Here is a 20,442-nt window from a genome sequence, read left to right as displayed (position 1 = left end):
AGGTCTCAGCCCAGATACGGGGCGAGCGCCATGTCCATCGCGGGCTTGGGCTTCGCCCCCACGATCGTGCCCACCGGTTCGCCGTCGCGGAACACCTTCATGAACGGGAGCGCGAGGGCGTGGTACTCGGCCGCGGTGCGGGGGTTGTCGTCGGCGTTGATCTTCACGATGCGCAAGTCGCCCTCGCGCCCGCGGGCGACCTGCTCGAGCACGGGGGTGAGCGCGCGGCACGGTCCGCACCACTCCGCCCAGAACTCGACGAGGGTGGTGCCGGGCGCCGCGAGGACCTCGGCGGCGAAGGAGGCGTCGGTGACGCTGTCGATGGTTGTCATGCCGGCACGTTAAGCCCTGCCCCCGGCGGCAAGGTCAACCTGTGCGAGCATGGAACGCGGAGGTGGACATGGAGAGCCTGACCGAACAGCAGATCCGCGAGTCGTTCGTCAACATCACGCGCAGCGAGGCCGACGACATGCCCCTGCCGCCCGGGATCCACGAGATCGACTGGGCGCGGCGGGAGTACCTCGGCTGGCGCGACCCGCGGCTCCCGCAGCGCGGCTACGTCGTGATCCCCACCGCCGACGGCCCCGTCGGCATCCTCCTGCGCGCCTCCGAGGCGTCCATGCGCTCGCACGCGCCGTCGATGTGCGGCTGGTGCCAGGACATCCACTACCCGCGCGACGTCTACTTCTGGTCCGCCCGCCGCGCCGGGCAGGCCGGACGAAACGGCGACACCGTCGGCACGCACGTCTGCGGCGAGTTCGAGTGCAGTGTGAACGTGCGGCGCACGCCGCCGCCGCAGTTCATCGGCTTCGACCAGGAGGCCGTGATCGCCGACCGCATCGCGGGCCTCGCCGAGCGGGCCCGCCGGTTCGCAGCGACCGTGGTGGGCGCCCGGATCTGAGGGTCCCGCCGGGCTCCCGACCGATCGTCGCAAGGTATTTCGTCGTGCCGCTGGTGGGACTCGAACCCACACGCCCTTCCGGACAAAGCATTTTGAGTGCTCCGCGTCTGCCATTCCGCCACAGCGGCGCACAACAACACCTGAACAATACCGTAGGCTTTCATGCGTGACTGACCAGGAAACCACCCCAAGCGCCCCCCGTCGCGTCGTCGTCGCGGAGGACGAATCGCTGATCCGCCTCGACATCGTCGAGACCCTGCGCGACAACGGATTCGAGGTCGTGGGGGAGGCCGGTGACGGCGAGACCGCCGTCGCGCTGGCGACCGAGCTGCGCCCGGATCTGGTGATCATGGACGTCAAGATGCCGCAGCTCGACGGCATCTCGGCCGCCGAGCGGCTGTCGAAGGGCCACATCGCCCCGGTCGTGCTGCTCACCGCCTTCAGCCAGAAGGAGCTCGTCGAGCGGGCCACCGAGGCCGGTGCGCTGGCGTACGTCGTCAAGCCCTTCACCCCGAACGACCTGCTCCCGGCGATCGAGATCGCCCTCGCCCGCTACCAGCAGATCATCGCCCTCGAGGCCGAGGTCTCCGACATGGTGCAGCGGTTCGAGACCCGCAAGCTCGTCGACCGTGCCAAGGGCCTGCTCAACGAGAAGATGGGCCTCTCCGAGCCCGAGGCGTTCCGCTGGATCCAGAAGGCGTCGATGGACCGCCGCCTCACCATGCACGATGTGGCCCAGGCCATCATCGAGCAGCTCGCCTCCAAGAAGTAGGCGAGCCGCCCGACCCGCGTCAGCGGAGCTCTTTGATGAGGTTCGTGATGCGGATGGTGGAGCAGCGGCGCCCCCGATCGTCCGTCACGGCGATCTCGTGGGTCGTCAGCGTGCGCCCCAGGTGCACCGGCGTGCAGACCCCGGTCACGTAGCCGCTGGTCGCGGAGCGCGTGTGCGAGGCGTTGATCTCGATGCCCACGGCGAGCCGGTGCTCGCCCGCGTAGAGGTTGGCCGACATGGAGCCGAGCGACTCGCCGAGCACCACGTAGGCGCCGCCGTGCAGGAGGTCCGCGGGCTGCGTGTTGCCCGCGACGGGCATGCGCGCGACGGCCCGTTCGACGGTGAACTCCACCATCTCGATGCCCATCTTCTCGGCCAGTGCGCCGAGCCCCCTCTGCTGCACGTACGCGAGCGCGTCCTCGGTCATCTCGGCCTTCCCTCACCGTCATCGGTCGTCGCCTGGAGTGTCACCGGCGGCTTGTAGGCTGGTCCGGTGTCAGACTCCGAAAAGCCTACCCTTCTGATCATCGACGGCCATTCGCTGGCTTTCCGGGCGTTCTACGCCCTCCCGGTGGACAGCTTCGTCAACCGCGAGGGCCAGCACACCAACGCGATCCACGGCTTCATCGCGATGCTGATCAACCTGCTCCAGCAGCAGAAGCCGACCCACATCGCCGTGGCGTTCGACATCTCCCGCTACTCGTTCCGCACCCGCGAGTACCCCGAGTACAAGGGCACCCGCGGCGAGACGCCGGTCGAGTTCGCCGGCCAGGTGCCGTTGCTCGAAGAGGCGCTCCACGCGATGAACATCACCACCATCGCCAAAGAGGACTTCGAGGCCGACGACATCCTCGCGACCCTCGCCCGCCGCGGCGCGGAGGAGGGCTTCCGCGTCCTCGTCGTGTCCGGTGACCGCGACACCATCCAGCTCGTCAACGACGACGTCACGCTGCTCTACCCGAACGTGCGCGGCGTCTCCGAGCTCAAGATCTACGACCCCGCCGCCGTGCGCGAGCGCTACGGGATCGAGCCGCACCAGTACCCCGAGATCGCGGCGCTCGTCGGCGAGACCAGCGACAACCTGATCGGCATCGACAAGGTCGGCGAGAAGACCGCCGTGAAGTGGGTGCAGCAGTACGGCACCGTCGAGAACATCGTGGCGCACGCGGACGAGATCAAGGGTGTCGTGGGGCAGAACCTCCGCGATCAGCAGGAGAACGCCCTCCGCAACCGCCGCCTCAACAAGCTCCTCGACGACGTCGAGCTGCCGGTCGGCCCGGCCGACCTCGAGCGCAAGCCGCTCGACGAGGGCGCCGTGCGCGACATCTTCGCGCGCCTCCAGTTCAAGACCCTGCTCGACCGCCTGATGAAGACCGCGGCGGAAGAGGGACTGCTCGACGGCTCGACGTCGGTCGCCGATGCAGGCGACGCGGGTGCGGTCGGCGCCCCGGTCGTCCGGACGCTCGTGGACGAGGAGTTGGCGCACTGGCTGTCGAAGGCCTCCGCGGATGGCGCACCCGTCGCCGTCCAGCTCGAGCTCGGACCGGCGGGCATCACCGGTTTCGGGCTCGCGGCCGCCGACGACACGGTGTACGTGCCGTGGGCCGCCGACCGCAAGGACTACGAGGCCCTCGAGCAGTGGCTCGCGAGCAGCGCGCCGAAGTACTTCTTCCACGCGAAGCCGCAGTACAAGGCGCTCAGCCGCGCCGGGCTCATCGTGGACGGCATCGCCTTCGACACCCGCGTCGCCTCCTGGCTCGTGAAGCCGGGCGCCGCGCCGCAGTCGCTCGCCGAACAGGTGTACGAGGTGCTCGGCGAGACCCTGCCGGTCTCCGACCCGAACCAGCTCGTCCCGCTCACCGACGCGGTGAGCCCGGCGACCGAGGCCTGGTACATCCGCCGGGTCGCCGAGGGCCAGATGATCGCCCTCGACGAGGGCACCCGCGCGGTGCTCGACGAGATCGAGTTGCCGCTCGTCGCCGTGCTCGCCGAGATGGAGCTGACCGGGGTCGCCATCGACTCCCCGGTGCTCGCCCGCCTGCGCGGAGAGCTGACCGACAAGGCCAACGACTACGCCGCCCAGGCGTACGCGCAGATCGGCCACGAGATCAACCTCGGCTCGCCGAAGCAGCTCCAGCAGGTGCTGTTCGAGGAGCTGCAGATGCCGAAGACGCGCGCGACCAAGACCGGCTTCTCGACCGATGCCGCCTCCCTCGCCGACCTCCAGGACAAGAACCCGCACCCGTTCCTCGGCCTGCTCCTGCAGCACCGGGATGCGACCAAGCTCAAGCAGATCGTCGAGACGCTGGAGCGCTCGGTGAACGGCGACGGCCGCATCCACACCACCTACGACCAGACCGGGACCTCCACGGGCCGCATCTCGTCGAACGACCCGAACCTGCAGAACATCCCCATCCGCTCGGAGGAGGGGCGGGAGATCCGCTCCGCGTTCGTGCGCGGCGAGGGCTTCGACACCCTGCTGACGGCGGACTACTCGCAGATCGAGATGCGGATCATGGCGCACCTCTCCGAGGACCCGGGGCTCATCGAGGCCTTCAACGCCGGAGAGGACCTCCACCGGTTCGTCGGCGCCCGCGTGTTCGGGGTGGAGCCGGCCGACGTCACGCCGCTCATGCGCACCAAGGTCAAGGCGATGTCGTACGGCCTGGCCTACGGGCTCAGCGCGTTCGGCCTGTCCAAGCAGCTCCGGATCGAGACCTCCGAGGCGCGCGAGCTGATGAGCGGCTACTTCGAGCGGTTCGGGTCGGTGCGCGACTACCTCCGCAACGTGGTCGAGCAGGCCAGGGTCGACGGCTACACCGAGACCATCTTCGGCCGTCGGCGCCCGTTCGCCGACCTCACGTCGACCAACCGCGTCCTGCGCGAGAACGCCGAGCGTCAGGCCCTCAACGCGCCGATCCAGGGCTCCGCGGCCGACATCATGAAGATCGCGATGCTCGGCGTCGCGGGCGACCTCATCGATCAGCAGCTGGAGTCGCGCATGCTCCTACAGGTGCACGACGAGCTCATCTTCGAGGTCGCGCCCGGCGAGTGGGATGCCCTCTCGGCCGTCGTCCGCACCCGGATGTCCGGCGCGGCGGACCTCCGGGTCCCGCTCGACGTGCAGATCGGCCGCGGCCCGAACTGGGACGCCGCCGGGCACTGACCCCGGGGCGCGGGCGGCGCGGGAGCCGGGCTTCGGAATAGGCTCGGAGCATGACGAACGCAGAGAAGCGCGAACCCACGCCGATCGACACGATCGCTGAGGCCTGGGTCGACACCCAACTCGAGCTCAACCCCGAGTTCCACGTCTGGCTCGGCCGACCCGGCCGAGAGGGCGAGTACGCGGACTACTCGCCGGCGGGCTCCGAACGCACCATCGGCGAGGTGAAGAAGGCGCTGGCCGCCATCGAGGCCGCTGAACCCGTCGACGAGATCGACCGCATCACGAAGCTCGACCTCACCCGTGAGCTGCAGCTCACGGTGGAGAAGCACGACGCCGGCTTCGCCCAGCGCGACCTCAACGTGATCGCGTCGCCGGCCCAGGGCCTGCGCGAGATCTTCGACCTCGTGCCGACCGACACCGAGGACGACTGGGGCAACGTCGCGAAGCGGCTCCACAACCTCCCGGCCGCGATGGACGGCTACATCGAGACCCTCCGCAGCGGCATCGCCGACGGCAACGTGCCCGCGATCCGCCAGGTGCGCGAAGTGCTCGCCCAGGCCAACAAGCAGGTCGCGGACACCGGCTTCTTCTTCGAGCTGGCCTCGGGCGCGAAGACCGCCGAGGGCACGCTGCCCGAGACCCTCGCGTCCGACCTGACGGCCGGCGCGAAGGAGTCCGCGGCCGCGTATGCCAAGCTCGCCGACTTCCTGCAGAACGAGCTCGCACCGCACGCGCCCGAGAAGGACGCGGTCGGCCGCGAGCTCTACGCCCTCGCCTCCCGCGACTTCCTCGGCGCGACCGTCGACCTCGACGAGACGTACGAGTGGGGCATCGAGGAGCTCAACCGCATGGTCGCCGAGCAGGAGGCCATCGCCAAGGAGATCAAGCCGGGCGCGAGCGTCCTGGAGGCCATCGCCTTCCTGGACGGCGACCCGAGCCGCAAGCTGCACGGCACGGACGCGCTGAAGAAGTGGATGCAGGAGACGAGCGACCGCGCGATCGAGGAGCTCGGCAAGTCGCACTTCGACATCCCGACCGAGATCCGCCGCCTCGAGTGCATGATCGCCCCGACGCAGGAGGGCGGCATCTACTACACCGGCCCGAGCGACGACTTCGCGCGCGCCGGCCGGATGTGGTGGAGCGTTCCCGAGGGCGTGACCGAGTTCGACACCTGGCGCGAGCTGACGACGGTGTACCACGAGGGCGTCCCGGGTCACCACCTGCAGATCGCCCAGGCGACCTACAACAAGGCGCAGCTGAACTCGTGGCGCCGCATCGCGGGCACCTCCGGTCACGCCGAGGGCTGGGCCCTCTACGCGGAGCGCCTGATGGAGCAGCTCGGCTACCTCGACGACCCGGCCGACCGCCTGGGCATGCTCGACGGCCAGCGGATGCGCGCGGCGCGCGTCGTCCTCGACATCGGCGTGCACCTCGAGAAGCAGCTGCCCGACGGCTCGGGACCGTGGACGGGGGAGTACGCGTTCGAGTTCCTCGGCAGGAACGTGAACATGAACGACGGGTTCGTGCGCTTCGAGGTCAACCGCTACCTCGGCTGGCCGGGACAGGCGCCGTCGTACAAGATCGGCCAGCGCATCTGGGAGCAGCTGCGCGACGAGTACGCGCGCCGGGAGGGGGCGTCCTTCGACATCAAGGCGTTCCACAAGAAGGCGCTCGACATCGGCGGCGTCGGCCTGGACACGCTGAAATCGGCGCTGCTCGACTGAGCTGTCGGACACGAATGACGGGGCGGGGACGTGCGTGCACGCTCCCGCCCCGTCGTGCCGAGACCGCGGGTTGCTGCGCGAGGCGTCGGCTGGGTAGACTAGACCGTCACTTGTGTGACATCCACATCCACCTGCCGTTCGCGGGAAACACGACTTCGAGTTCGCGACCGGCCTGATTTCTGTCCATTACGGAGCATCCACTACATGACAACCGCAACGACCGACAAGGCGCCGAAGCAGGTCGCCGTCAACGACATCGGGTCCGCAGAGGACTTTCTTGCCGCGGTCGAAAAGACGCTGAAGTTCTTCAACGACGGAGACCTCATCGAGGGCACCGTCGTCAAGATCGACCGGGACGAGGTCCTCCTCGACGTCGGTTACAAGACCGAGGGTGTCATCCCCTCGCGCGAGCTTTCCATCAAGCACGACGTCGACCCCACCGAGGTCGTCGAGGTCGGCGACACGGTCGAAGCCCTCGTTCTCCAGAAGGAGGACAAGGAAGGCCGACTCATCCTGTCCAAGAAGCGTGCGCAGTACGAGCGCGCGTGGGGCGACGTGGAGAAGATCAAGGAGGCCGACGGTGTCGTCACCGGTACGGTCATCGAGGTCGTCAAGGGTGGTCTCATCGTCGACATCGGCCTGCGCGGCTTCCTCCCGGCGTCGCTCATCGAGCTGCGTCGCGTCCGCGACCTGACCCCGTACCTGGGCCAGGAGATCGAGGCCAAGATCCTCGAGCTGGACAAGAACCGCAACAACGTCGTGCTGTCGCGCCGCGCCCTGCTCGAGCAGACGCAGTCCGAGTCGCGCACCACGTTCCTCAACAACCTGCACAAGGGCCAGGTCCGCAAGGGCGTCGTCTCCTCGATCGTCAACTTCGGTGCGTTCGTGGACCTCGGCGGCGTCGACGGTCTCGTCCACGTGTCGGAGCTCTCCTGGAAGCACATCGAGCACGCCTCCGAGGTCGTCGAGGTGGGCCAGGAGGTCACCGTCGAGATCCTCGAGGTCGACCTGGACCGCGAGCGTGTCTCGCTGTCGCTGAAGGCGACCCAGGAGGACCCGTGGCAGGTCTTCGCCCGCACCCACGCGATCGGTCAGGTCGCGCCGGGCAAGGTCACGAAGCTGGTTCCGTTCGGTGCGTTCGTCCGCGTCGCGGACGGCATCGAGGGTCTGGTGCACATCTCGGAGCTCTCCGGCAAGCACGTCGAGCTCGCCGAGCAGGTCGTGTCGGTCGGCGACGAGGTCTTCGTCAAGGTCATCGACATCGACCTGGAGCGCCGCCGCATCTCGCTCAGCCTCAAGCAGGCCAACGAGGGCGTCGACCCCGAGGGCACCGAGTTCGACCCGGCCCTCTACGGCATGGTCACCGAGTACGACGACCAGGGGAACTACAAGTACCCCGAGGGCTTCGACCCGGAGACGAACGAGTGGAAGGAAGGCTTCGACACCCAGCGCGAGGAGTGGGAGCAGCAGTACGCCGCCGCTCAGGCTCGCTGGGAGGCGCACAAGCGCCAGGTCGCCAAGGGCCTCGAAGAGGCTGCTGCCGACAGCGGCACCTCGACCTACTCGAGCGAGACCGGCAACGGCGGAACCCTCGCCGACGACGAGTCCCTCGCCGCCCTGCGCGAGAAGCTCAGCTCCAACAACTGAGTCACGTCTCCTCGGAGCACGTCTCACCGAACGGCCGGTCCCCTCGGGGCCGGCCGTTCGGCCGTTAAGCTGGACGGGTGCAGCTGATCGGACTCACCGGCGGGATCGCCTCCGGCAAATCGACCATCGCGTCCCGCCTCGCCGAGCACGGCGCCGTCGTCGTGGACGCCGATCGCATCGCCCGGGAGGTCGTCGAACCCGGCCGTCCGGCCCTGGCCGCGATCGCGGAGCGCTTCGGCCCCGGCGTGATCGCGGCGGACGGGAGCCTCGACCGGCCGGCCCTCGGTGCGATCGTGTTCGCCGACGAGGAGGCGCGGCTCGCGCTCAACGGCATCACCCATCCCGCCGTCCTGGCCGAGTCGACCGCTCGGTTCGCAGCGGCCGCTGCAGCGGATCCCGACGCGATCGTCGTGTACGACGTGCCGCTGCTGGTGGAGTCGGCGAACGAGTACCCGTTCGAGCTCGTCGTCGTCGCACACGCCGCGGCCGAGACGCGCATCGACCGCCTCGTCGCGCTGCGCGGCATGGACCGCGCCGAGGCCGAGCGCCGCATCCGCTCGCAGGCGACCGACGAGGAGCGCCTCGCCGTCGCCGACATCGTGATCGACACGGACGGCTCGCTCGAGCACACTCGGCAGCAGGTCGACGCGCTCTGGGATCGGCTCCGGTCGCGCTCCTGACCCGGGTTCCGCTCTGAGCGAGAGGCGGCCCCGGTGTCGGTGGTCCGGCCTAGGCTTGACGCATGGAACCCACGCGCGCCGTCCGCCCCTTCGAGGTCGTCAGCGAGTACACCCCGAGTGGTGACCAGCCGCAGGCGATCGCCGAACTCGCGGGCCGGATCAACGCAGGCGAGACCGACGTCGTGCTGCTCGGCGCCACCGGAACCGGCAAGTCGGCGACGACCGCCTGGCTGATCGAACAGGTGCAGCGCCCCACCCTGGTGCTCGCCCACAACAAGACCCTCGCCGCGCAGCTCGCCAACGAGTTCCGCGAGCTGCTGCCCAACAACGCCGTCGAGTACTTCGTCTCGTACTACGACTACTACCAGCCCGAGGCCTACGTCCCGCAGACGGACACCTTCATCGAGAAGGACTCGTCGATCAACTCGGAGGTGGAGCGTCTGCGCCACTCCACCACGAACTCGCTCCTCAGCCGGCGCGATGTCGTCGTGGTCTCCACCGTCTCGTGCATCTACGGTCTCGGTGCGGCCGAGGAGTACCTGGAGGCCATGGTCGCGCTCCAGGTGGGTCAGTCGATCGGCCGTGACGCCCTCATCCGCCGGTTCGTGAACATGCAGTACGAGCGCAACGACGTCGACTTCTCGCGCGGCAAGTTCCGCGTGCGGGGCGACACGATCGAGATCATCCCGGTCTACGAGGAGCACGCGATCCGCATCGAGATGTTCGGCGACGAGATCGAGGCGCTGTACTCGCTGCACCCGCTCACCGGCAACGTCATCTCGAAGCTCGATGCCGTCTCGGTGTTCCCGGCGACGCACTATGCCGCCAGCCCGGTGACGATGCAGCGCGCGATCGGCACCATCCAGACCGAGCTCCACGACCGGCTCGTCGAGCTGGAGCGCGAGGGCAAGCTCCTGGAGGCGCAGCGCCTGCGCATGCGCACCCAGTTCGACCTCGAGATGATGGAGCAGATCGGCTTCTGCTCGGGCATCGAGAACTACTCCCGGCACATCGACGGCCGGCAGGCGGGCGAGGCGCCGAACTGCCTCCTCGACTACTTCCCGGACGACTTCCTGGTCGTGATCGACGAGTCGCACGTGACCGTCCCGCAGATCGGCGCGATGTACGAGGGCGACGCGTCGCGCAAGCGCACGCTCGTCGAGCACGGCTTCCGCCTGCCGAGCGCCCTCGACAACCGGCCGCTGCGCTGGAACGAGTTCAAGGACCGCGTCGGCCAGACGGTCTACCTCTCCGCGACGCCGGGGCAGTACGAGATGGGGATCGCCGACGGCATCGTCGAGCAGATCATCCGCCCGACGGGACTCGTCGACCCCGAGATCGTCGTGAAGCCGACCAAGGGCCAGATCGACGACCTCCTCGAGGAGATCCGGGTGCGCGTCGAGCGCGACGAGCGCATCCTCGTGACGACGCTCACGAAGAAGATGGCCGAGGAGCTGACCGACTTCCTGGCCGAGGCCGGCGTGAAGGTGCGCTATCTGCACTCCGACGTCGACACGCTCCGACGCGTCGAGCTGCTCACCGAGCTGCGCGCCGGTGTCTACGACGTGCTCGTGGGCATCAACCTGCTGCGCGAGGGACTCGACCTGCCCGAGGTGTCGCTGGTCGCGATCCTCGACGCCGACAAGGAGGGCTTCCTCCGCTCGTCGACGTCGCTCATCCAGACCATCGGCCGTGCTGCCCGAAACGTGTCGGGACAGGTCCACATGTACGCGGACGTGCTCACCGATTCGATGAAGCGCGCCATCGAGGAGACCGATCGGCGCCGCGAGAAGCAGGTCGAGTACAACCGGGTCAACGGCATCGACCCGCAGCCGCTGCGCAAGCGGATCGCCGACATCACGGACGTCCTCGCCCGCGAAGAGGCCGACACGGCCCGGATGCTCGCCGGTCGCGAGCAGAAGCGCAAGAGCCCGACGCCCAACCTGCGCAACGGCGGCATCGCCGCGCAGGGGGCGGCCGAGCTCGAAGGGCTGATCGCCGACCTCAACCAGCAGATGCTCGCCGCGGCCGGCGAGCTGAAGTTCGAGCTGGCGGCGCGCCTGCGCGACGAGCTCTCCGACCTCAAGCGCGACCTGCGGCAGATGGAGAAGGCCGGGCACCTGGGCTGACGCTACGGTGGCAGGGTGAGCTCCAAGACGGCGTGGCAGCGGTGGGTCGTCCCCGCCGCAGCCGGCGCGCTGCTCGCTGTCGCCGCCGTGGCGATCGCGACGCAGGGCTCCCCGACGTTCAGCCCGCCGCGGATCCAGCTGCCGGACGCCGAACTCACCCCGCCTCCGCACAGCGCTGCCGTCACGACGGGAACACCGGAGCCGCAGGAGGCGGCGCAACCCCTCCACCTCGATCTGTCGTGGCTGGTGGTCGCGCTCATCGTCCTGGGCGTGGCCGTCGCGCTCGCGTTCCTCTGGCGGTACCTGCGCCGCCGCCTCCGCCCGCGAGAGGTCCCTCCCGTCGCCATCCTCGGCGTCGCGACGGAGGGCGACCTCCCGGACGCCCCCGAGGAGCCGCGGCCCGAACCGGTGCGGCGTGGGCTCGATCGCGCTCTCGACGCGTTGGACGCGCCCCGCGAGGCTCGTGGTGCGATCGAGCTCGCCTGGCTCGGCCTGGAGGAGGGCGCCGCCGACTCCGGCGTCCGCCGGCTGCCCGCCGAGACGCCGGGCGAGTTCGTCGCCCGCGTGATCGTCCGGGTCGGGCCCGACCGAGCGGCGGCGCGCGCCCTGCTCGAGATCTACCAGCGCGTCCGCTTCGGGAACGGGCCGGTCACCCCGGCGGACGTCCAGGCGGCGCGCGCTGCGCTGGCGTCGCTGCGCGCGTCGTGGCAGGGCGAGCCGGCCGTGAGCAGACCGGGGGAGTCGCGGTGAGCCGAGCGCGGACGCTGCGGCGCCTCATCGGCAGTGCGCTGCTCGGCATCGTGGTCGGGTTCCTGGCCTGGCTGCTCGGGATGGACGCCCCGCACGCGATCGGTCTCGGCGGCGTGCTCATCGCTCTCGCGGTGTGCCTCTCGCTGCTCGGGGATCAGGCGGATGTCGGCTGGCCGGCTCCCGAGCCCGCACTGAGGCCGGGCTCGCGGCGCGATATCGCGCAGCTCGGCTGGTCGGTCGCCGCCCGCTCGCGCGGTCTGCGCGGCGGGCATGTCTCCTCGGACGCCGTCCGCCGGCTGCGGACCCTTGCGACGGAGGCGCTCGCGCTGCGCGGCGTCGACCTCGACGATCCCGCTGCCGGGGACGACGTGCGCCGGCTCCTCGGCGACGGGGCGCCCGCCCTGCTGCGCCGCGGGAGCGCTGCCGCCCCGACCACGGCGGAGTTCGTCGCCGTGCTCGGCAGGGTCGAGGGCCTGGCCGGCGCCGTGGATCGCGGTGGCGGCTGACGGGCCACCCCGACCCGGCGAACATCCCACGACCTCGACCATCAGGAGCACCATGACCACCACCCCCGCCGCACAGCCGGCCGCACTGCCCGTCGCGGACGTGGCCCGGCTCGGCGCCGCCGTCCTCGAGCGCGTCGAATCCGTCGTGGTCGGGATGCGCGAGCCGCTCACCCTGGCGCTGGCGACGATTCTCGCAGGCGGCCACGTCCTGTTCGAGGACGTCCCGGGGCTCGGCAAGACCCTCGCCGCCCGATCGATCGCGTCGGCCGTCGGGCTGGAGTTCCGCCGTCTGCAGTGCACGCCCGACCTTCTTCCGTCCGACATCACCGGCTCGTTCGTGTACCTGCCCCAGTCGGCCGAGTTCGAGTTCCGGCCCGGTCCGGTGTTCACCGGGCTGTTCCTCGCGGACGAGATCAACCGCACGTCGCCCAAGACGCAGTCGGCGCTCCTGGAGGCGATGGCGGAGGGCCAGGTGTCGGTGGAGGGGAGCAGCTTCGCGCTGCCGCGTCCGTTCCACGTCGTGGCGACCGCCAACCCGATCGAGTCGGAGGGCACGTACGCCCTGCCGGAGGCGCAGCTCGACCGCTTCATGGTGCGCCTGAGCGTCGGCTATCCCGACCAGGCAGGGGAGCAGCAGGTGCTCCTCGCCCGCGTCGCGCGCCGCCACGAGGTCGCGACGGTGGAGCCGGCGACCGATGCGGACACCCTGCTCGCCATGCAGGCCGGGGTGGAGCAGGTGGATGTCGACCCCGACATCGTCGCCTACTGCGTCGCCCTCGCCGCGGCGACGCGACGCCACCGCTCCGTGGAGGTCGGCGCCTCGCCGCGCGGATCGCAGGGGCTCCTGCTCGTCGCACGCGCCCTCGCCGTGCTCGCGGGCCGGGACTTCGTGCTGCCGGACGACGTCAAGCGTGTCGCCGTCGCGGTGCTCGCGCACCGGCTGACGCTGACCGTCGCGGCGTGGACCAGCGGGGTCAGCCCGCAGGACGTGATCGCGGAGGTCGTCGCCGCGGTGCCGGGCCCGCCCGCGGTCGGTGCGCGCGAGCGGGAGGCGGCGCAGGGGTGACGACGCCACGAGCGCAGAGCGACACGGCGCCGGCGGCGGCGCCGGCGACCGCGCGCGGGAGGTGGGTGCGGAGCCCCGCACAGGCCGGCGCGGCGCTGGTGGCCCTGGTCTGCCTGGTGGCCGCGTTCCTGTTCGGCCGGGTCGAGTTGGTGCTGATCGCGGCGCCGCTCCTCCTTGCCGCCCTCGTCGACCGGGCATGGCGACCGGAAGCGGGAGCTGCGGTGGGGCTCACGGCCACGGTCGCGAGTTCGACCGAAGGGCGCCCGTCGACGGTTCCCGTCGTGATCGCTGCTGCGCCCGCGTCGAACCCGCGGCCGGATGCCGTGCACCTCCGCCTCGCCACCGCCGATCGCGCACCGTTCGACGTCGTGCTCGCGCCGCAGAGCGCAGCGCGCCTCCGGCTCGAGATCGCCGTCCGCCACTCCGGTCCGCAGCGCGTGCTGTCCGCGGAGGCGCGCGCGATCGGCGCCGACGCCTCCTGGGCGGGTGACCCGGCCGACTCCGATCCCGGCGCATCGGTGGAGCGCGTCGTCCGCCCGGTGGCGGTGCCGATCCGCAGCCTTCCGCTGCCCGCGCGGTTGCTCGGACTCACGGGGCAACACGTGTCGGCGCGGCCGGGAGACGGCGGCGAGTTCCGGGATGTGGACCGGTACCGCGCGGGCGACCGGCTGCGCCGGATCGACTGGAAGGCGACGGCCCGGCGCGCGCAGCGTCCGGGCGAGCTCTACGTCCGGCGGACGACCGCGACGTCGGACGCGGCCGTCCATCTCGTCCTCGACGCGCGCGACGACCTCCCCGGCGAGGTGGCCGACTGGGCTGCGTCGTACCCGCGCCCCGGTCTGCGCTCCCTCGACATCGCCCGGGAGGCTGCCGTCTCGCTCGCCGCGGCCTACGCGGGCATGGCGGACCGCGTCGGCTTCGACGACCTCGCGGACGCCGCGCGGGCGCTTCCGCCGCGCGCAGGCGCACGCCATCGTCAGGCCGTGCAGCGGGCGATCGAGACGACGGCGGCACGCGGCTCGGTCACCGACCGGATCCGGGTCCCGCGCCTCGCGCCCGGCGCACTCGTGTACGTGCTGTCGACCTTCCTCGACGACCAACCTGTGCGGCTCGCGCTCGCGTGGCGGGCGGCCGGGCATCGCGTGATCGCCGTGGACGTGCTCCCTCCGTTGACGACGGAGGAGCTGCCCGCACGGGAGCGCATCGCTCTCCGCCTCGTGCTCGCCGAGCGCGAGGTCCGGTTCGAGCGGCTGCGGGCGTCCGGTGCCGAGCGCCTGGTGTGGGCGTCGAGCGAGCGGGACGTGCAGCTGCGCCGGCTCTCGGCTCCGCAGCGGCGGGCGACCTCGGGCCGTCCCGCATGAGCGCCGTGCGCGGCGCCCCCGGGCTGCCCGGAACCGTCCCGGGCTGGGCGCTGCGCGTCGCGTTCGCGATCGTGGCGGTCGCCCTGGCCCTGACAGCCGCGCCGAGCGGGCCCTGGCCGCTGCTGTGCGTCGCCCTCGCGGCCGTCTCGGTCGCGGTCCCGCGCTGGCGCTCCGCGTGGGTGCTCATCGCGGTCCTCGCGTTCTCCGCGCTGCTGGAACCGTCGGCCGGTGTCTCCATCCGCGTGCTCGCCCTGATCGCGGGCGCCCACGCTCTGCACGTCCTCGCCGCCTGGATGCTGGCGGTCCCGGCCCGAGCGCGGCTGCAACCGGTCGTGCTGCTGCCCGGCCTGCGCCGGTTCGTCCTGATCCAGGTGCCCGTGCAGGCGGCGGCGGTCGTGGTGCTGTCGCTGCGTCAGCCCGCGCCCGGCGGGTGGCCGGCGATCGTCGCCGGGATCGCGGTCCTCGCCCTGGGTGCACTGCTCGGGATGCTGCTCCTGCGGCGCCCCGAGCGCTGATTCGGGGCACCCCCGTCGACGATGTCGGTGGTCGAGCCTAGACTCGCGCGTGCGGACCGACGTCCGTCGCGCGCGCGATAGAATCGAACACAGCTTCGAATGCGCGGGTGCGCGTGCGCGGACGGCGAACACCGTCCGTCGCGAGAGGGATGTAGCGGAGAATGGGACGAGTGAGTATTCAGGCGCAGGGCAATCAGGGGCAGAACCTCCAGGGTCACGCGACCCACGTGCAGGGGAGCATCGCCAGGGTGACGGGGTCGCAGTTGAGCGTTCGCGGCGCGCGCGTGCACAACCTGCACGACGTCGACCTCGACATCCCGCGCGACTCGCTGGTCGTCTTCACCGGCCTCTCCGGCTCGGGCAAGTCCTCGCTCGCGTTCGACACGATCTTCGCCGAGGGGCAGCGCCGGTACGTGGAGTCGCTCTCGGCCTACGCGCGTCAGTTCCTCGGGCAGGTCGACCGCCCCGACGTCGACTTCATCGAGGGCCTGAGCCCGGCCGTCTCGATCGATCAGAAGTCGACCAACCGCAACCCGCGGTCGACGGTCGGCACGATCACCGAGATCTACGACTACATGCGCCTCCTCTGGGCGCGCATCGGCGTCCCGCACTGCCCGGTCTGCGGCGAGAAGATCCAGCGCCAGACGGTCCAGCAGATCGCCGACCAGCTGATGGAGCTCGAGGCGGGCACGCGGTACATGGTCGTCAGCCCGGTGGTCTCGCAGAAGAAGGGCGAGTTCGTCGACCTCTTCAAGGAGCTCGCCGCGAGCGGCTACTCGCGCGCCCTCGTCGACGGCGAGATGATCCAGCTCGCCGAACCCCCGACGCTCAAGAAGCAGTACAAGCACGACATCTCGGTGATCGTCGACCGTCTGGTCGCCGGGCCCGACATCCTGACCCGGCTCACCGACTCGCTCGAGACCGCGCTCCGGCTGACCGACGGCCTCGTGCAGGTCAACTTCGTCGACCGCGAGGGCACGGAGGCCTGGCAGTCGTTCAGCGAGAAGCTCTCGTGCCCGAACGGCCACCCGATCCAGCTCACCGAGATCGAGCCCCGCACCTTCTCGTTCAACGCGCCGTTCGGCGCCTGCCCCGAGTGCTCCGGCCTCGGCACGCGGATGTCGGTCGACGACGACCTGCTGCTCGGCGACGACACGCAGAGCATCGCCGAGGGCGTCATCGTGCCGTGGACCACCCAGGGCAAGGGGCTCTTCAACTACTACGAGAAGCTGCTCGCCGGTCTCGCCCGCGATCTGAAGTTCTCGCTGAACACCCCGTGGAAGAAGCTGCCGGACAGCGTGAAGGACGCCGTGCTGCACGGCGACAACTTCGAGGTCAAGGTCCGCTGGAAGAACCGCTACGGCCGGGAGATGTCGTACACCTCCGGCTTCGAGGGCGTGGTGCCCTACATCGAGCGCCAGTACCTCCAGGCCGAGACCGACACGCAGCGCGCCCGCTGGGCCGAGTACCTCCGCGAGGTGCCGTGCCCGGTCTGCAAGGGCAAGCGCCTCAAGCCCGAGGTGCTGGCCGTGCTCGTGCACGGTGCGAGCATCGCGGACGCGTCGCAGCTCAGCCTGAGCGACGCCCGCTCCTTCATGGAGAAGCTGCACCTCACCGAGCGCGAGCAGAAGATCGGTGCGCAGGTGCTGCGCGAGATCAAGATCCGCCTCGACTTCCTCATCCAGGTCGGCCTCAGCTACCTCGACCTCTCCCGCGCGGCGGCGTCCCTCTCGGGCGGCGAGGCGCAGCGCATCCGCTTGGCGACCCAGATCGGCTCCGGCCTGACGGGCGTGCTCTACGTGCTCGACGAGCCGAGCATCGGCCTGCACCAGCGGGACAACCGCCGTCTGATCGATACGCTCGTCGCCCTCCGCGACCTCGGCAACACGCTGATCGTGGTCGAGCACGACGAGGACACCATCCGCACGGCGGACTGGGTCGTCGACATCGGTCCGGGTGCGGGCGTCAACGGCGGTCACGTCGTCCACTCCGGCTCGTACGACGACCTGCTGGCGAACACGGAGTCGCTCACCGGCGACTACCTCGCCGGTCGCCGCGAGATCCCGATCCCGGCGAAGCGCCGCAAGATCGACAAGAAGCGCGTGCTCCGTGTCGTCGACGCCGAGGCCAACAACCTCAAGAAGGTGACGGTCGACTTCCCGCTCGGCGCGTTCGTCGCGGTGACGGGTGTCTCCGGGTCCGGCAAGTCGTCGCTCGTGAACGACATCCTGTACCGCGTGCTCGCCAACAAGCTCAACGGCGCCCGCAAGCTGCCGGGCAAGCACCGCACGGTCACCGGGCTCGACAACCTGGACAAGGTCGTGCACGTCGACCAGGCGCCGATCGGTCGCACGCCGCGCTCGAACCCGGCGACCTACACCGGCGTCTTCGACCGCATCCGGAACCTCTTCGCCGAGACCACCGAGGCGAAGATGCGCGGGTACCTGCCGGGGCGCTTCAGCTTCAACGTCAAGGGCGGCCGCTGCGAGGCCTGCTCGGGTGACGGCACGATCAAGATCGAGATGAACTTCCTGCCCGACGTCTACGTCGCGTGCGAGGTGTGCGGGGGAGCGCGGTACAACCGCGACACCCTCTCCGTGCACTACAAGGGCAAGAACATCGCCGAGGTGCTCGACATGCCGATCAGCGAGGCGGCGGTGTTCTTCGAGCCGATCTCGGCCATCCACCGGTTCCTCAAGACCCTCGTCGACGTCGGCCTCGGCTACGTGCGGCTCGGTCAGAGCGCGACGACCCTGTCGGGCGGAGAGGCGCAGCGCGTCAAGCTCGCCACCGAGCTGCAGCGCCGCTCCAACGGCCGGAGCGTGTACGTGCTCGACGAGCCGACCACCGGTCTGCACTTCGAGGACGTCCGCAAGCTCCTCCTGGTGCTGAACGGCCTCCTCGACAAGGGCAACACGGTGATCGTGATCGAGCACAACCTCGACGTGATCAAGTCGGCGGACTGGCTGATCGACATGGGACCGGAAGGCGGCGCGGGCGGCGGCGAGGTCATCGCGACCGGCACCCCGGAGCAGGTCGCGGAAGCCCCGGGCAGCCACACGGGCTACTTCCTCAAGGAGATCCTGCAGGGCGAGAGCGCCCAGGGCGCCGCGTAAGGCGCGCGCGTGGCCGACACCGTCAGCTACCGGCCGAAGGCCGGCGAGATCCCGACGCAACCGGGCGTCTACCGCTTCCGCGACAAGAACCGTCGCGTGCTCTATGTGGGCAAGGCGAAGAACCTGCGCGCACGGCTGAGCAACTACTTCCAGCCGCTCCGGAGCCTCCACGAGCGCACGCGCCGCATGGTGACGACCGCCGCCTCGGTCGAGTGGACCGTGGTGGCGAGCGAGTTCGAGGCGCTCCAGCTGGAGTACACCTGGATCAAGGAGTTCAACCCGCCGTTCAACGTGCAGTTCCGGGACGACAAGTCGTACCCGTACCTCGCGGTGACCCTCGGCGACCGCATCCCCCGGGTGATGGTCACGCGCAACCGCGGTGTGAAGGATGCGCGCTACTTCGGCCCGTACACGAAGGTCTGGGCGATCCGCGACACGGTCGACCTGATGCTCAAGGCGTTCCCCATGCGCAGCTGCTCCGACGGCGTGTACCGGAGGGCGGAGCTGACGGGCCGTCCCTGCCTCCTGGGCGACATCGGCAAGTGCGCGGCCCCGTGCGTCGGACGGATCTCGCCGGAGGACCACCGCGGCCTCGCGGAGGACTTCGTCTCCTTCATGGCCGGCAACGACACCAAATACATCCGCGAGCTGACGGACCAGATGAAGACCGCGGCGAGCACAATGGATTACGAGGCGGCGGCGCGTCACCGCGACGCCATCCAGGCGCTCGAGTCCGCGATGGGCAAGAGCGCCGTCGTCCTCCACGACAACGTCGATCTCGACGCGTTCGGCATCGCCCACGACGAGCTCGCAGCCGCGGTGCAGCAGTTCATCGTGCGCGGCGGCCGCATCCGCGGTGTGCGCAGCTGGGTGGTCGACAAGGAACTCGACATGGATCTCGGAGAGCTCGTCGAGACCGTGCTGCAGAACGCGTACGAGGGCGCGGACGTCCCACCGCGCGAGATCCTCGTGCCCGAGCTGCCGGACGACGCCACCGAGCTCGAGCAGTGGCTCACGGCCCGTCGGCACGAGACCAGCGGTGGCAGCGTCAGCGACCCGACCGCCACCCGGGGCCGCCTCAGCGGCCGGGTGGAGCTCCGCACCGCCCAGCGCGGCGAGAAGGCGGCGCTCGCTCAGACGGCGGAGATGAACGCGAAGAACGCGCTCGTCCTCTACAAGACCCGCCGCAGCGCCGACTTCGTGTCCCGCTCGAAGGCCCTCGCGGATATCCAGGAGGCCCTCGGGATGGACGAGGCTCCCCTGCGGATGGAGTGCTACGACGTGTCGCACCTGAGCGGCACGAACATCGTCGCGTCGATGGTGGTCTTCGAGGACGGCCTGCCGCGCAAGGACCAGTACCGCCGCTTCAGCATCCCCGAGTCGACGGACGACACGGAGTCGATCTACCAGGTGATCACCCGCCGGCTCGCCTATCTGCGTGAGGACCCGAGCGGCGAGGTCCCGGCCGGCGACGTCCCGGTTGCCGAGACCGAGTCGCCGGCTATCCCGCCGACGGACGACGGCGGCGACGACCCCACGATCGACGTGGATGCCGAGCTCGCGGAAGCCGCGGAGAAGCGCCGGCGCAAGTTCTCCTATCCGCCGAACCTGCTGCTCGTCGACGGCGGCCAGCCGCAGGTGGCGGCGGCGCAGCGCGCCCTGGAGGAGTCCGGTGTGCAGGGCATCCAGCTCGCCGGCATCGCCAAGCGACTCGAGGAGATCTGGCTGCCCGACTCGGACTTCCCGGTCATCCTGCCCCGCAACAGCGACGCCCTGTTCCTCATCCAGCGTCTCCGCGACGAGGCCCACCGATTCGCGATCACGTACCAGCGTGCACGCCGCAAGCGCGACATCGGGACGGTGCTGGGCGAGATCCCGGGACTGGGTCCCTCGCGCGTCAAGGAGCTGCTGAAGCACTTCGGATCGGTGGCGCAGCTCAAGCAGGCGACGCCGGAGCAGATCGCCGAGGTGCGCGGGGTGGGCCCGACGCTCGCCACCGCGATCCACGATCGGCTCAACGCCGGCTGAGCACGGATCTCCCTCCCCGGTAGGGGGCGGAAGGTACCACCGGGTGACGCGGGGACGCACCGTGCGTCCGTAGCGTCGCCG

General features: G+C 70.3%; 16 protein-coding genes and 1 tRNA gene. 14 read left to right on the top strand and 3 right to left on the bottom strand.

Annotation, left to right across the window (positions count from 1 at the left end; all coding sequences use genetic code 11):
• Window positions 1–5: 5 nt before the first annotated feature.
• Window positions 6–332 carry a thioredoxin family protein gene (locus FHX33_RS06655; RefSeq protein WP_021764848.1) on the bottom strand — a complete coding sequence of 109 codons (327 nt, stop codon included), beginning with the start codon at window positions 330–332 and terminating at the stop codon, window positions 6–8.
• A 68-nt stretch (window positions 333–400) separates the two neighbouring features.
• Here FHX33_RS06655 and FHX33_RS06650 point away from each other — a divergent pair, with 68 nt between their 5' ends.
• Window positions 401–901: an FBP domain-containing protein gene (locus tag FHX33_RS06650; RefSeq protein WP_021764849.1), complete on the top strand. Its 501-nt coding sequence runs from the start codon at window positions 401–403 to the stop codon at window positions 899–901.
• 45 nt (window positions 902–946) lie between these two features.
• On the opposite strand, the gene FHX33_RS06645 is transcribed toward FHX33_RS06650, so the two are convergent.
• Window positions 947–1,029 (bottom strand) — tRNA-Leu (locus tag FHX33_RS06645).
• Window positions 1,030–1,067: 38 nt separating this feature from the next.
• Here FHX33_RS06645 and FHX33_RS06640 point away from each other — a divergent pair.
• Window positions 1,068–1,673: an ANTAR domain-containing response regulator gene (locus tag FHX33_RS06640; RefSeq protein WP_021764850.1), complete on the top strand. Its 606-nt coding sequence runs from the start codon at window positions 1,068–1,070 to the stop codon at window positions 1,671–1,673.
• A 19-nt stretch (window positions 1,674–1,692) separates the two neighbouring features.
• Here FHX33_RS06640 and FHX33_RS06635 read toward each other — a convergent pair whose 3' ends face one another.
• Window positions 1,693–2,100: a hotdog fold thioesterase gene (locus FHX33_RS06635; protein WP_021764851.1), complete on the bottom strand. Its 408-nt coding sequence runs from the start codon at window positions 2,098–2,100 to the stop codon at window positions 1,693–1,695.
• Window positions 2,101–2,166: 66 nt separating this feature from the next.
• On the opposite strand from FHX33_RS06635, the gene polA reads away from it, so the two are divergent.
• The 12 genes from polA to uvrC all read left to right on the top strand — a co-directional run bounded on the left by polA (window position 2,167) and on the right by uvrC (window position 20,361).
• Window positions 2,167–4,839 (top strand): DNA polymerase I, encoded by a 2,673-nt coding sequence (gene polA / locus FHX33_RS06630; RefSeq protein WP_021764852.1) that lies wholly within the window; start codon window positions 2,167–2,169, stop codon window positions 4,837–4,839.
• Between the two features lie 50 nt (window positions 4,840–4,889).
• A complete protein-coding gene (locus FHX33_RS06625) occupies window positions 4,890–6,563 on the top strand; it encodes a DUF885 domain-containing protein (RefSeq protein ID WP_021764853.1) in 1,674 nt (557 codons plus the stop codon).
• 204 nt (window positions 6,564–6,767) lie between these two features.
• Window positions 6,768–8,210, top strand: coding sequence for a 30S ribosomal protein S1 (gene rpsA, locus FHX33_RS06620; RefSeq protein ID WP_021764854.1), 1,443 nt, complete (start codon window positions 6,768–6,770; stop codon window positions 8,208–8,210).
• A 77-nt stretch (window positions 8,211–8,287) separates the two neighbouring features.
• Window positions 8,288–8,890: a dephospho-CoA kinase gene (gene coaE, locus FHX33_RS06615; RefSeq protein ID WP_021764855.1), complete on the top strand. Its 603-nt coding sequence runs from the start codon at window positions 8,288–8,290 to the stop codon at window positions 8,888–8,890.
• Between the two features lie 62 nt (window positions 8,891–8,952).
• A complete protein-coding gene (gene uvrB, locus FHX33_RS06610) occupies window positions 8,953–11,019 on the top strand; it encodes an excinuclease ABC subunit UvrB (protein WP_021764856.1) in 2,067 nt (688 codons plus the stop codon).
• A gap of 15 nt (window positions 11,020–11,034) precedes the next feature.
• Window positions 11,035–11,769: a DUF4129 domain-containing protein gene (locus tag FHX33_RS06605; RefSeq protein WP_338092004.1), complete on the top strand. Its 735-nt coding sequence runs from the start codon at window positions 11,035–11,037 to the stop codon at window positions 11,767–11,769.
• Window positions 11,766–12,275, top strand: a complete 510-nt coding sequence (locus tag FHX33_RS06600) for a hypothetical protein (protein ID WP_183428287.1) — start codon at window positions 11,766–11,768, stop codon at window positions 12,273–12,275. Before FHX33_RS06605 ends, FHX33_RS06600 begins: the two co-directional genes overlap by 4 nt.
• Window positions 12,276–12,327: 52 nt before the next feature.
• On the top strand, window positions 12,328–13,341 hold the full coding sequence (locus tag FHX33_RS06595; protein ID WP_183428286.1) for an AAA family ATPase: 1,014 nt from the start codon (window positions 12,328–12,330) through the stop codon (window positions 13,339–13,341).
• Complete coding sequence (locus tag FHX33_RS22090; RefSeq protein WP_183428285.1) at window positions 13,338–14,702, top strand: DUF58 domain-containing protein; 1,365 nt, start codon at window positions 13,338–13,340, stop codon at window positions 14,700–14,702. The genes FHX33_RS06595 and FHX33_RS22090 overlap by 4 nt, the downstream gene beginning before the upstream one ends.
• Entirely contained in the window at window positions 14,699–15,217 is a 519-nt protein-coding gene (locus FHX33_RS06585) for a hypothetical protein (RefSeq protein ID WP_183428284.1), read from the top strand. Before FHX33_RS22090 ends, FHX33_RS06585 begins: the two co-directional genes overlap by 4 nt.
• A 161-nt stretch (window positions 15,218–15,378) precedes the next feature.
• Window positions 15,379–18,333 (top strand): excinuclease ABC subunit UvrA, encoded by a 2,955-nt coding sequence (gene uvrA / locus FHX33_RS06580; protein ID WP_400975316.1) that lies wholly within the window; start codon window positions 15,379–15,381, stop codon window positions 18,331–18,333.
• 9 nt (window positions 18,334–18,342) lie between these two features.
• Complete coding sequence (uvrC, locus tag FHX33_RS06575; RefSeq protein ID WP_021758301.1) at window positions 18,343–20,361, top strand: excinuclease ABC subunit UvrC; 2,019 nt, start codon at window positions 18,343–18,345, stop codon at window positions 20,359–20,361.
• Window positions 20,362–20,442 lie beyond the last annotated feature (81 nt).

Source organism: Leifsonia aquatica (assembly GCF_014190775.1).
GTDB lineage: Bacteria > Actinomycetota > Actinomycetes > Actinomycetales > Microbacteriaceae > Leifsonia > Leifsonia aquatica.
This window is presented reverse-complemented; position numbering and strand designations above follow the sequence as displayed.